The following is a 12,464-nucleotide window of genomic DNA, read 5'->3' on the forward strand; positions in this document are numbered from 1 at the left end:
TGGTTCCCGACAGCTTGGGCGGGCCCTATTCGGCGGGCTCCCCGGCTTCGTCGGCGCGCTTGAAGTCGCGGCGAATGTTGGCAATGCCCTCGGGATCGATTTCGAAGCCGAATTCGCTCCCGGGGTTGATGACCATGCCCAGTTCGTCCCCGATGTTGCCCAGGATGGCAGAGCCCATGGTGCCCAGAACGTGCGGGGCTGCCTCGAGGAAGCGGTCATCGACGCGGCTCGGGTGGCTGAAGACGGCCAAAACAGGCTGGCCGTCGGCGTTCGAGAGCACCAAGGGCTCCACCGATGAGTCCGGGCCGTCCACAGCTTCCGAGCTGACGAGGTAAACCTCGTTGTTCAGGAAAGCGAGGATGACGTCCACCGGGTTAGCGTCCGGCTGTTCGGCCGAGGCCAGCTTGGCCTCGAGGTCGTTCAAGGGTTCACTATCCGGTGAAACGGTCTGTTCAGTCATGGTTCTACTCGACCACGATGCCGGCCGGGACGCAATTCGTGAGTGCTGCCCCGGCCGTCATTCAAGCTACTTTTTGGCTGTTGCCCTCTTGGCCGGCGCCTTGCGGGTGGTGGTCCGCTTGACCGGTCCCTTGGCACGCTTTTCCGCCAACAGCTCAACGGCTTGTTCCCGAGTCAACTCCTCAAGTGAGGTTGAGCGCGGGACGGTGATGTTGGTGACGCCGTCAGTGATGTAAGGGCCGAAACGGCCTTCCTTCACCACAATGTTCTTCTCGGACACGGGGTCCGGACCAAACTCAGCCAGCGGCGGGACGGCCGCGCGGGCGCCACGCTGCTTGGGCTGCGAGTAGATCTCCAGGGCCTGTTCCAGGGTGATCGTGAAGATCTCCTCTTCCGAACCTATGGAGCGGGAGTCCGTGCCCTTCTTCAGGTACGGACCGAATCTGCCATTCTGCACCGTGATGGGGTTGCCGTCCGCGTCCTCACCGAGGACCCGGGGCAGGCTCATCAGGGCAAGCGCTTCATCCAAGGTGACCGTATCCACGGTCATGGACTTGAACAGGGAACCCGTACGCGGCTTGGCTTTCACCGGCTTCTTGGGAGGCTTGGGCTTGCCGTTCTTGTAATACTCCACCGGTTGGTTGGCTAGTTGTTCCTCGGTCATCTCCGGGATGATCTCAGTGACGTACGCGCCATAGCGGCCGTTCTTGGCAACGATGGTGTGGCCGGTGTGCGGGTCCGTTCCCAGAACCCGTTCCTCGGGGGCCGCCGTCTCCATGAGCTCTTTGGCTTTGTCGGCCGTGAGTTCGTCCGGAGCGAGTTCTTCGGGGACGTTGGCCCGCGCGGACTCAACCACTTCGCCGGTCTTCGCATCAAGGGTGGGGATGGAGCTTTCCAAGTACGGGCCGAATTTGCCCACACGCAGCGTGATGCCCTCGGCGATCGGCACGGAATTGATCTCGCGCGCATCGATTTCGCCAAGGTTGTTGACGATGCTCAGCAGGCCGGGGTCTGCATCTTCACCGTAGTAGAAGTGCTTGAGCCAGGCAGCGCCCACAGCCTGGCCGTTGGCGATCTTATCCAGATCCCCTTCCATGTCTGCGGTGAACTCGTAGTCCACATAATCCGTGAAGTGCTGTTCCAGCAAGCGGATCACAGAGAACGCGATCCAGCTGGGAACCAAAGCGGAGCCCTGCTTACGGACGTAGCCACGGTCCTGGATGGTGGAAATGGTGGACGCGTAGGTGGACGGGCGGCCGATGCCACGCTTTTCCAACTCAGCGGTCAGCGATGCTTCCGTGTAACGCGGAGGCGGGGACGTTTCGTGGCCGACAGCCACGATCTCCGAAGCCGTAAGGGAATCATCCTTGGAAACGTTCGGCAGGCGACGGGCTTCGTCGGAATCATCGTCCCCGCGGCTCTCGTCCTTGCCCTCTTCATAGGCTGCAAGGAAGCCCGGGAAGGTGATGACCGTACCGGAAGCCGAGAATTCGGCGTCGCGGCCGTCAGCGGCCACTGCGCCGAGGCGGATGGTGGCAGTGGAACCCTTGGCATCAGCCATCTGGGAGGCCACGGTGCGCTTCCAGATGAGCTCGTACAGGCGGAACTCGTCACCGCTCAGCTGCTTGGCAACCTGCGCCGGCGTACGGAACGAGTCACCCGCGGGACGAATGGCCTCGTGAGCTTCCTGGGCGTTGGCAGCCTTGTTCGCGTAAACGCGGGGGCTCTGGGGAACGTACTCGGGACCATACAGCTCGGAAGCCTGGCGGCGGGCTGCGGTGAGTGCTTCATCGCTCAAGGCGGATGAGTCCGTACGCATATAGGTGATGTAGCCGTTTTCATACAGGCGCTGGGCAACCTGCATGGTGCTCTTGGAGGAGAAGCGGAGCTTACGGCCGGCTTCCTGCTGCAGGGTGGAGGTGGTGAACGGCGCGGCAGGGCGGCGGGTGTAGGGCTTGGTATCTACGGAGCGGACACGGAAATCAGCGTTTTCCAGTCCGGCAGCCAAAGAGGTGGCAAGTTCCTGGTTGAGGTGCACCACGTTGGAGGACGTCAGCTGCCCGTTGTCATTGAAGTCCCGGCCGCTGGCTACCTTGGAACCATCCACGGCGGCAAGCTTTGCCTTGAACGAACCCGAGTCCGAACCGAACTGGCCCGTGAGATCCCAGTAGGACGCTGCGCGGAAGGCCATGCGTTCACGTTCGCGGTCCACCACCATGCGGGTCACCACGGACTGCACACGGCCAGCCGAGAGCCCGCGGGCCACCTTGCGCCACAACACGGGGGAGATCTCGTAGCCGTAGAGGCGGTCAAGAATACGACGCGTCTCCTGGGCATCCACCAAAGCGGTGTCGACGTCACGGAGGTTGTCCATGGCGCGGTGGATGGCTTCCTTGGTGATTTCACCGAACGTCATGCGATAGACGGGAACCTTGGGCTTGAGGACCTCCAGGAGGTGCCACGCGATGGCTTCGCCTTCGCGGTCCCCATCGGTTGCGAGGTAGAGCGCGTCAGCGTCTTTCAGCTGGGCCTTGAGCTCGGCAACCTTTTTCTTCTTGTCCGGGGAGACAACGTAGTACGGCTTGAAGTCGTTTTCGACGTCTACTGCGAACTTGCCCAGCGAGGTCTTCTTCAGTTCGGCAGGGAGGTCAGATGGCTGCGGGAGGTCCCGGATATGGCCGATCGAAGCCTCGACGATGAAGCCCTCGCCAAGATACTTGGCGATGGTCTTGCTCTTGGCGGGAGACTCCACGATCACGAGTTTCTTGCCGGTTTTTGCCTTGCTGGGCACGGTGCTCCTACAGAAAAAATGTGTAATTGGGCTGGTGCCCATATTGGCCTAGTTCACCATAGTTTGCAGAATCCTGCGTTCTGGTGCGGAACAAGGACGGACATTCGATGGTCCGGCGGGCTGTTACTGACCGGGCGCTAAGCGGTCGTCCGGGATCATTGACCACAAGGTTGCCACACGTTCGGCACCTTCGGGTATCTGAGTGGGATCCTCAAGTTCGTACTCCCGCAGAACCGCGCGGATTCTGTCCAAAAGTTCCCTGCGCTGCGGGTTGGTCAGATACAACAAGTTGCTGGAGAGAACAACCGCTGCCGGTTCTTCCCCGGTTTCCCCCCGCTGCCGGCGTTCGCCGCGGGCCCTGGCGAATGCAGAAGCCCTGCGTCGGAAGGCATCCAGCTCAAGGTCCACGACGGCTATCTCAGGACTGGCGACGCTGCCTCCGGAGATGGTGAAGTCTGTTCCCGCTGCCTTCCAGCGGCGTTCCCTGGCGTCGCCCGCATTTTCCGCCGGAGCCACGATGCCCCACTTTTGGAGAGCCCTGAGGTGGTAGCTCATTGCACTGGGCGTCAGGCCTGTCCTGGCAGCGAGTTCGGTGGCTGTGTGGCTGACCTGTGTGGCGTACAGCTCAGAGATGACCTCCAGCCGGGCGGCATGCGCCAAAGCACGGATGGCCTTGGGATCGGTGATCACAACCGTCTTCTCGGCACGTTTCCGTCGAGGAACGTCTCCTGACGCTTGGGATGTTTCGTTGTTCACAGTCACTTCATCAGTGTAGTCAGGGTCACTTCCCGGAGGTCCGGCACTTGATGAGCGCGCCGTAGTCCGGATCATTCGCCCACCTGCTCCGGGTCCGGAAGGAGGAATCCGTCCAACACCAGGTTGGTGACGTCGCGGAAGAGTCCTTCGCGGAAAGCCTCTTCATCGAAGCCCTCGCCCCCGCCCAGGAGCGATACCAAGGCCGAAGTGATCTGCCGGACGGACAATTGGCCGTCGCATGCGGAGACGAAACCGGCGAGTTCGGTGCTCAGCAGGTTGGTCCGCCGAAGCCCTGCCCCTTGCCGGAGCAGGATGACCCCCGGATGGGCAGCCCCTGGACGTTGGTGCCTTTCCTCCGTGACATCCTCGGCAACCACCAAGTGCGCCAAGGAAACTGAATGTGCAGCAGCCCAGTCAGCCCGTTCCACGGCGGCGCCGAGATGGGGACCGATGGGTTGTTCGATCGGGTACGTGATTTCCTCGAAGCGGTTGATGACGGCCCCGAGCGCTTGCGCCGGGCGACGCAACCAGATCATGCCGAAGCCGATTCCCTCAACGTCCCTGGAAGAAAAATCATCCAAATATGCCGCGTACGCGTCCTGGTATTGCCCGTCCTCGCGGTTCTGGGAAGCATCCTGAAGCCACGTCTCCGCGTACTGCTCAGGGCCAACCTGTTCCCGTTGAATAAACCAGACGTCCAAACCTGAGTTCCTAAGCCATGCCTGGGGCCGGTCCTTCCAGTCCGAACCAGAGGTTATCTCCCAGTTGCCCAGCATCTGCGCTATGCCGCCGGGCTCCAGGACCTCCGCCAGGGACTGTACAAGGGAAGCCACGATGTCGTCCCCCGGAAGCCCGCCGTCGCGGTAGGTGAACTGGTCGGAGGAGGATTCACCACCCGTTCGCGGAGTGATGACGAAGGGCGGATTGGACACCACCAGGCCGAACTGTTCCCCTGCCACCGGTTCCAGAAGCGACCCATGCCGCAGGCTCACCCTGCCCTCCAGGTTTTCGGGGTCCAGCTCCAGTTCCGCAGCGTTCAACAGAAGATTAAAGCGTGTGAAAGCGAGTGCCCTCTCGGAAATGTCCGTGGCCGTCACATGGTCGCAGTGATGGAGCAAGTGGAACGTTTGGATACCGCAGCCGGTGCCCACGTCCAGCGCTCGTTTGATGTGCTTCCTGACTGTGGTCTGCACCAGCGTGGTGGAGGCGCGCCCGATCCCCAGGACATGATCATGCCTCAACACTCCCGGCTGTTGGTGGGCTGCGAGGTCGCTGGCAACCCAGAGTTCCGCGCCGCCACTGCCGTCTGCATTGGCGTCCCAGCCGTAAGGGCGCAGGTCCACTTTGGCCTTGACCACCCCTGAATCCACTGTGACGAGCCCCAGTTCCGCAAGTCCATGAGTGCGGATGCCGGGGAGAGCGGAATCGATGTCCGCCACAGACTGCGGAACGGCCAACAACCACAGGCGAACGACAACTGCCGACGATCGGAGGGCCGGGTCCTGAGAGTCCATGTGCCGCTCGCTGGCCAGCAGAGCAGGGATGAGCTGGTCCCTGCCGAGTGCTTCAGAGGCGGAGGTCCCCAGAAGTTCAGCCACACCATCCACTGTGTAGGAGAGTGCACGAAGGTCCGCGGCAAGCGCCGACAGCAGTTGGGGTTGGTCGCTGCGGGGAGCATCGTCAGTGTTGCCGGAGGTAAAGGAGGAAGCTGTGTCAGTCACCTTGCAAGTGTAGGGGCGGCGTGCCGTGCCCTGGGATGCTGAACCTGTCCTATGTGGACAATCGGGTCCTATGTGGACAATCGGGAACCTGGCCAAGCGGAATGGGCAGGGGTGGACAAAGCTCCCTGCAGGAACCCGGTAGCGTTGGATTCATGCTCAACTTCTCCTCCACAAGGCGCCGCGCGGGCCTTGTTGCCATCACCACTGCGGCGCTGCTGGGAGTCTGCGGCTGCCAGGCACCGGTTAATATCGAAGATGCCGACGTTCCTGCCTGGAAGGAAAAGGTCCTCCCCGCGGCGAGTGGCGTAGTGCTGGAGGACTCCGGCAAAATCCTCAACCGTGACCCCTTGGTCAAGGAATCTCCCAACGTTCCGGCCGGAAGCTACACGCTTACCATGGCGTGTGATGGTGGCGGCAAAGCCTATTTTGCGGTTTCCTCTGGCGGCACCAAGATCGCAGACGCGGCCGCCGCTTGCAACGGCAGCCTTGACGTGGTGAAGATCAAAATGCCCGTTTCCGGTACTTTGAACATCTCTACAAGTAGCGTCGATGCCCCGCTGATCTTCGCCTACCACGTGGTCGCTGCTGCTGCCTAGGACCTGGCCGATGCCCGCCCCCGGCAGGCCTTTGGCTTGCGGCTGTACGGGCGTAAAGTCAGTCCATGGGCAGCAAGGCAGCTCGCTCGGTGATGCCGCAACGGCCGGTGAGGGCCGCCGTCGTGATCCTTATTGCGCTGAGCAGCAGTCTGACGGCTTGCGAATACACCTTTGACGAGGATGGCAGGCCGGATGCCAGCCCTACATCCACTGCCGGCAATGTTGTTCTTCCGCCCGACCCCGCGCTGGAGGATACAGTCACCGGCGAGGCACTGGAAGAGTGGGCCAAAATGGCTTTGCCTGAGTCCCAGGGACAGTCCTTCTACTCAAGCAGCGGCTACCTCAACCCCGGCGAGTCCAAGTCTGAGCAGACTGTGCAGCTGCCTGGCGGAACGTACGCGGTGACGCTGGCATGCCGCGGAACACGCCGCGTTACCTTCAGCGTCGCGTTGGGCGAGGCCAAGCTGGTGGATCTGACCTTGGGGTGCGCCAATGCCCGCGTGAGCGTAGTCCAGTTGGAAAAGGACGCAGTACTCTCCATCACGGTGGGGTCCAGATCGGACTCCAACTTCGCGTACCGGGTGAGCCGCCTCTGAACCGGCCGTCAGGCGGCTTCGCAGCCTCCAGGGCAGCGGAGTGTTTCCGGGCTGGAGGCACATTCCGCGCAGTAAAGGGTCAAAGTACGGCAGCTGAGGTTTGAGCAGTTCTCAAACTTGTTGGTGGGAGCCGCACAGCGGACGCATTCACCAATGGTTTTGGCTTCCTCGCTGAACTCGACATGCATGCGCTTATCGAAGACGTACAGAGAGCCCTCCCACAGGCCTTGATCCTTGAAGGTCTCGCCGTAGCGGACAATCCCGCCATCCAGCTGGTACACCTCTTTGAAGCCCCTGTTGACCATCAGGCTGGACAGCACTTCGCAGCGGATACCGCCCGTGCAATAGGTGACAACGGGCTTGTCCTTGAGGGAGTCGTACTTGCCCGAATCGAGTTCCTTGATGAAATCGTGGGTGGTGTCCACGTCCGGGACGATTGCGTCCTTGAACTTGCCGATTTGGGCTTCGAACGCGTTGCGGCCGTCAAAGAACACCACGTCTTCGCCACTGGACTTCTTGGCATCCACCAATGCGTGCAGTTCCTCCGGTTGGAGGTGCTTTCCGCCGCCCACCACGCCGTTGGCGTCCACCTTCAGCTCACCGGGCGCACCGAACGACACGATCTCATCGCGCACTTTGACGCTGAGGCGCGGGAAATCTGCAGCGCCCCCCTCTGACCACTTGAAGTCGATGCCATGAAAGCCCTTGTATTCACGGGTGGTCTTCACATACTGCTTCATGTTGTTGAGCTCGCCGCCCACCGTGGCGTTGATGCCGTCCTTTGAGATCAGGATCCTGCCGGTGAGACCCAGCTTTTCGCAGAGAGCACGCTGCCACAGACGCACGGCGTCGGGGTCGGCGATCGGAGTAAAGCCATAGAAGAGCACAATTCGGTTCAGAGCCACTATTAAAGGGTACTTGGTGCAGTAAAATCCTCGCCTCCCGTGCCGGATTCCAAGCAGGGTTCCGGGCAGGTTTGCCTGAGGGACCGTGGTCGGGAAGTCACAATTCCATAAGCAACCATCCCCGGGCTGACGTGGCTCTGTTGCTTCATGATGCGCTGGCATACTCTCTCTACATGAGTCCAGACGCCTTGGTTGAAGACATTGCGCACCTCTTGGAAGTCTGGGTAGCCGGCTGGTCCGGCTGCCGCGGCTATGAACTACGCCAAGAGGGCCGCTTCCCTGCCGCACTTCGCGCCGACAAAACCGGTGACTGGGAGTATTTCGCCCACGATCCGTCAGACGAAGAATTCGCCGTCCTGGCTGACAAGACGGCAGAAGCTCCAACCCGGGTCCTGACGATCCTCACCAACGATGTCCAACGGTACAAATACCTCGCTGAACAGCGCGGACTGACGGTGACCTCCGCGTCCCAGACCATGATGATCGTGGACATGGAAACTCAGGATGCCGAGGATCCGTGGCTCCCTGACGACGATCTGGAGCTGGCTACCTCGGAATCCAACGGTGTCCATTACGCGGTGGTCCATTCCGGCGAGCAGGTGGCTGCCAGCGGCCGGGTGTATGTGGTCAACGGCACGGCCATCTTCGACAAGATCGTCACCGAACCCGATTTTCAACGCCGCGGCTTGGGCAGTTTCATCATGAAGGCCTTGGCGGCACAAGCCTTCGCGCACGATGTGGAGAATGGTCTGCTCCTGGCATCGTTGGACGGCCAAAAGCTCTACTCCCATCTGGGATGGGACGTGGTGTGCCACGTCCTTATGATGTCCAGCGGCACCGAAGGGTCGGACCTCTCAGGAGCATAGAGCCTCCCAACCAAAAGCAATGCCCGACGGCGGCGCCCCAGGGTGCCGCTGTTGGCGTCCCCGCACAGTGACAGAATGATTCGGTGGCTGCACCAAATTCAATGATCTCCTTGCTGGGCCGGACGCCGGACCCTGAGCAGCTGCGCCATGTCCACACCATCCCCGCCCGGAAAGCGGTCAATGAGCCCTGGCCCGGCTGGGTCCATCCGGACGTTGTGGCAGCCTACGGTTCCCTGGGCATCCACCAACCGTACCGGCACCAGATCCAGGCGGCAGACCTCGCCCATTCCGGACAGCATGTTGTGATTGCCACGGGAACTGCTTCGGGAAAGTCGCTCGCCTACCAGTTGCCGGCGTTGGATGCGATACACCGTTCCGAATTGCGGGTCTTGTCAGATCCCGGCAAGATCCACGACGACGGCGCCGTTACGCTCTACCTATCCCCTACCAAGGCCTTGGCAGCAGACCAGCTGGCAGCAATCCGCTCGCTGAAGTTACCCACGGTCCGGGCTGAAACCTATGACGGGGATACTGACGTCTCCTCCCGGCGGTGGATTCGTGACCACGCCAACTTCATCCTCGCCAACCCGGACATGCTGCACTTCGGCATCCTTCCCAACCACACATGGTGGGCCAGGTTCTTCCGGCGGCTGCGCTACGTGATTGTAGACGAAGCACATAGTTATCGCGGCGTGTTCGGCTCGCACGTGGCCAATCTGATGCGACGACTCCGCCGGATCTGCGCCTACTACGGGGCTGGGACCTCCTTCCCCGAGCCGGTGTTCATTGCCGCTTCCGCCACGGCCTCGGACCCCGGGGTTTCCTTTGGGCGGCTCATCGGCGCTCCCGTCCGGGAAGTTTCCGAAGACTGCTCGCCCCACGGTTCCACGACGGTGGCGTTCTGGGAACCGGCCCTCACCGACGTCAAGGGCGAGAACGGCGCCAAGCAGAGGAGGACGGCCGTAGCTGAGACTGCGGACATCCTGGCGAACCTCGTCTCTTCCCGTGTCAGGACCATCGCGTTCATCAAGTCGCGTCGCGGCGCCGAGTCCATTGCGTCCATCACCAAAAGACTGCTGGACGAAGTGGACCCTGGTCTTCCTGGCCGGGTGGCCGCCTACCGTTCCGGGTATCTCCCCGAGGAGCGGCGGGCCTTGGAACAGGCTTTGAGATCAGGGCAATTGCTGGGGGTCTCCAGCACTTCCGCCTTGGAACTTGGCATCGATATCTCGGGCCTTGATGCCGTGCTGGTAGCTGGATGGCCCGGCACCCGGGCTTCGCTCTTTCAGCAGATCGGCCGAGCAGGACGGGCAGGGCAGGACGCCATTGCCGCCTTCGTGGCAAGCGATGACCCCTTGGATACGTATCTGGTGAACCATCCCGAGGCCATCTTTGACGTGTCGGTTGAGGCCACCGTCTTCGATCCCGGCAACCCGTACGTCCTTGGCCCGCACCTGTGCGCGGCAGCAGCCGAATTGCCGATCGGACCCGCCGAGCTTGACCTGTTTGGGCCGACTGCCGAGGGGCTTCTGGACCGTTTGGTAGTTCAGGGGTACCTTCGAAAGAGGCCCGCCGGATGGTTCTGGACCCACCCTGAGAGTGCCGCAGGCATGGTGAACCTCCGGGCCGACGGCGGCGGTCCTGTCAGCATCGTTGACGCTGAAACCGGGTCCCTCCTGGGAACCATGGACTCGCCGCAAACCCATTACCAGGCGCACACGGGTGCCATCTACGTCCATCAAGGCGAGAGCTACCTGGTGGAGGACCTCAACGAAGCCGACCACTGCGTGATGGTGCGCCGGGTCAACCCCGACTTCTACACCACGGCACGGGACGTAACCCAGATCGAGGTCCTTGAAACTTCCCGTTCCGTCCAGTGGGGCGACATCACCGTGCACTTTGGGGACGTCAAAGTAACTACCCAAGTGGTCTCCTTCCAACGCAAGGCCTTGATTTCCAATGAGATCCTCGGCGAGGAACCCCTCGATTTGGGAGCAAGGGACCTGTTTACCAAGGCCGTGTGGTTCGTGGTGGACAACCGTTCGCTGCACAGAGCCGGGCTGGTGGAAGCGGAGTTCCCCGGGGCGCTGCATGCGGCTGAACATGCTGCAATTGGGCTCCTCCCTTTGGTGGCGTCCAGCGACCGCTGGGATATCGGCGGGGTATCCACTGCCTTGCATGCCGACACAGGGGTACCAACGATTTTCGTTTACGACGGCCATCCTGGTGGCGCCGGGTTCGCTGAGCGGGGCTTTGAGAAGGCCAAGATATGGCTGACAGCCACCCGGGAAGCCATCAAGGCCTGTGAGTGTGATACCGGCTGCCCGTCCTGTGTTCAGTCCCCCAAGTGCGGCAACAAGAACAACCCGCTGGACAAGGCAGCCGCCATCACCCTCCTGAACGTCCTGTTGAAGGACGCCAGCTAGATTCCCTGAAGCCAGCCGCCCGGCACGAAGCCTGTGTGCTTGGCCCTGTTAGCTGCTAAGGAGGAGGTCCGGCTCGTGCGCGGCCAGTGGCAACGCCCCACTGGAAGGGATGGGCCAGCTCCGTGCCGACCTCCACCACCCCACCAGCAACACTGCAGGACGTGATCTTTGCATCGTGCTTCCCGGCCACACTTGCGGCAACGGCGCAAGGCTCCCCGGACGTAAGCCCCCGGGCCGCATCTGCGGCGGCCAGCGCTGCCAGGTCAGCCGCAGACGCCGCCCGGGATGCCATCACTCCGGCCTGCGCCAGTAGGAGCAAGCCCAGCAACAGCAGCATGACCACCGCGCCCAAGGCCAGCGCCAGCACGGTGCCAGCGCCGCCTTCATGCTCGGTGTTTGGCCAAAGGTTTTTCACGGGGTGCCCACTTCTTCCCGTGCTGTAGCCGAGGCCTTCAGCGTCCATGGGATCAACGGGCCCAAAGCCCCGCCAACTGCCGAGGAAGCAGTCACTGTGACCCACTCGCCGTCCCCGTTTATTGACGACGTAACGCCTCCCCCGGCAAGCCGCTTGACGATCCCATCCACCGAGCCGGAGGCCTCACCCCGCGCCGAGGCTCGTGCTCCTGCCCTCGCCGCCTCCTCCAGCCTGAGTTGGGTGATACCTGCGGCGCCGCCTGCCAGCAGGAATGCCAGGAGCAACACAACGGCCGGCAAAGCGACCGCGAACTCCGCAGTGACAGCACCCTTTTCCTTTGCATTCCGGGATCTCCTGTCGGCAGGCAGCAGAGCGGTCATGGCAGGGACAACGCCGTACGGATCAGGTTGAGCAGGAAGCCGCGGACCTCTTCGCTCCGGAGGATAACTACCAACAAACCCGCCAGGCCTACGGCGGCAAGGGTAGCAATGGCATACTCGGCCGTGGCCATGCCCATTTCCGAGCCCATCAGCTTTGTCCGTGTGCTTAACCTTGACCAGAAGCCTTCGTCCTCACATGGGCCGTCCTCGGACTCCGCAAGATCCCCGAAGCCGAGTCCTAACTGCAGGAGCTCGTCCTCGAAACCGAATCGCTCGGGATCGTTGTGGTCGAGCTCGTACTCGGAGAGTTCCTCATGCTGGGTCGTCTGTGGTTCCTCGAAGGGAGCCCCAAGGAATTCAACGGGAGCCGGCCGATCCCGCGGCATATCACTCAGGAGGCCTGGAAGCGTAGCGGACAGTGTTTTCATGGTGGTTTCCTTTCCATAAAGTGCCGGCTCTCTGCCGACAGAACCGACTCTTCCGTGGTCCGGAAAGGCCGGGAAGTGGGTGATCTCCGCAAGTGGATAACCCGTCCCGTCCCGCTGGGTGTGGA

General features: G+C 61.9%; 12 protein-coding genes. 4 read left to right on the forward strand and 8 right to left on the reverse strand.

Annotation, left to right across the window (positions count from 1 at the left end; genetic code table 11):
• Positions 1 to 25 precede the first annotated feature (25 nt).
• The 4 genes from MOD31_RS05245 to MOD31_RS05260 all read right to left on the reverse strand — a co-directional run bounded on the left by MOD31_RS05245 (position 26) and on the right by MOD31_RS05260 (position 5,727).
• Positions 26 to 460 carry an SseB family protein gene (locus MOD31_RS05245; RefSeq protein ID WP_142938054.1) on the reverse strand — a complete coding sequence of 145 codons (435 nt, stop codon included), beginning with the start codon at positions 458 to 460 and terminating at the stop codon, positions 26 to 28.
• 66 nt (positions 461 to 526) lie between these two features.
• Positions 527 to 3,250, reverse strand: a complete 2,724-nt coding sequence (gene topA, locus MOD31_RS05250) for a type I DNA topoisomerase (protein WP_166841834.1) — start codon at positions 3,248 to 3,250, stop codon at positions 527 to 529.
• Positions 3,251 to 3,373: 123 nt separating this feature from the next.
• A complete protein-coding gene (locus MOD31_RS05255; protein WP_142938052.1) occupies positions 3,374 to 4,081 on the reverse strand; it encodes a helix-turn-helix transcriptional regulator in 708 nt (235 codons plus the stop codon).
• On the reverse strand, positions 4,078 to 5,727 hold the full coding sequence (locus MOD31_RS05260) for a methyltransferase (RefSeq protein ID WP_142938051.1): 1,650 nt from the start codon (positions 5,725 to 5,727) through the stop codon (positions 4,078 to 4,080). Before MOD31_RS05260 ends, MOD31_RS05255 begins: the two co-directional genes overlap by 4 nt.
• 152 nt (positions 5,728 to 5,879) lie before the next feature.
• Between MOD31_RS05260 and MOD31_RS05265 the strand changes: the two genes are divergently transcribed.
• A complete protein-coding gene (locus MOD31_RS05265; RefSeq protein WP_223940853.1) occupies positions 5,880 to 6,323 on the forward strand; it encodes a hypothetical protein in 444 nt (147 codons plus the stop codon).
• Positions 6,324 to 6,388: 65 nt separating this feature from the next.
• Complete coding sequence (locus MOD31_RS05270) at positions 6,389 to 6,919, forward strand: hypothetical protein (RefSeq protein WP_142938049.1); 531 nt, start codon at positions 6,389 to 6,391, stop codon at positions 6,917 to 6,919.
• An 8-nt stretch (positions 6,920 to 6,927) separates the two neighbouring features.
• On the opposite strand, the gene MOD31_RS05275 is transcribed toward MOD31_RS05270, so the two are convergent.
• Positions 6,928 to 7,824 (reverse strand): rhodanese-related sulfurtransferase, encoded by an 897-nt coding sequence (locus tag MOD31_RS05275; protein ID WP_142938048.1) that lies wholly within the window; start codon positions 7,822 to 7,824, stop codon positions 6,928 to 6,930.
• Between the two features lie 173 nt (positions 7,825 to 7,997).
• Here MOD31_RS05275 and MOD31_RS05280 point away from each other — a divergent pair, with 173 nt between their 5' ends.
• Both MOD31_RS05280 and MOD31_RS05285 read left to right on the forward strand, forming a co-directional pair.
• Entirely contained in the window at positions 7,998 to 8,690 is a 693-nt protein-coding gene (locus MOD31_RS05280) for a GNAT family N-acetyltransferase (RefSeq protein ID WP_166841835.1), read from the forward strand.
• Positions 8,691 to 8,791: 101 nt separating this feature from the next.
• A complete protein-coding gene (locus MOD31_RS05285) occupies positions 8,792 to 11,116 on the forward strand; it encodes a DEAD/DEAH box helicase (protein WP_284705273.1) in 2,325 nt (774 codons plus the stop codon).
• Between the two features lie 55 nt (positions 11,117 to 11,171).
• Here MOD31_RS05285 and MOD31_RS05290 read toward each other — a convergent pair whose 3' ends face one another.
• Genes MOD31_RS05290 through MOD31_RS05300 form a run of 3 tightly spaced genes read right to left on the reverse strand, consistent with a single transcriptional unit; the run spans position 11,172 to position 12,339 of the window.
• Positions 11,172 to 11,531, reverse strand: coding sequence for an Rv3654c family TadE-like protein (locus tag MOD31_RS05290; protein WP_142938045.1), 360 nt, complete (start codon positions 11,529 to 11,531; stop codon positions 11,172 to 11,174).
• Positions 11,528 to 11,911: a TadE family type IV pilus minor pilin gene (locus MOD31_RS05295; RefSeq protein ID WP_142938044.1), complete on the reverse strand. Its 384-nt coding sequence runs from the start codon at positions 11,909 to 11,911 to the stop codon at positions 11,528 to 11,530. The genes MOD31_RS05290 and MOD31_RS05295 overlap by 4 nt, the downstream gene beginning before the upstream one ends.
• On the reverse strand, positions 11,908 to 12,339 hold the full coding sequence (locus MOD31_RS05300; RefSeq protein WP_142938043.1) for a DUF4244 domain-containing protein: 432 nt from the start codon (positions 12,337 to 12,339) through the stop codon (positions 11,908 to 11,910). Before MOD31_RS05300 ends, MOD31_RS05295 begins: the two co-directional genes overlap by 4 nt.
• Positions 12,340 to 12,464 lie beyond the last annotated feature (125 nt).

It is taken from the genome of Paenarthrobacter sp. TYUT067, assembly GCF_023656375.1.
In the GTDB taxonomy this organism is placed as follows: Bacteria; Actinomycetota; Actinomycetes; order Actinomycetales; family Micrococcaceae; genus Arthrobacter.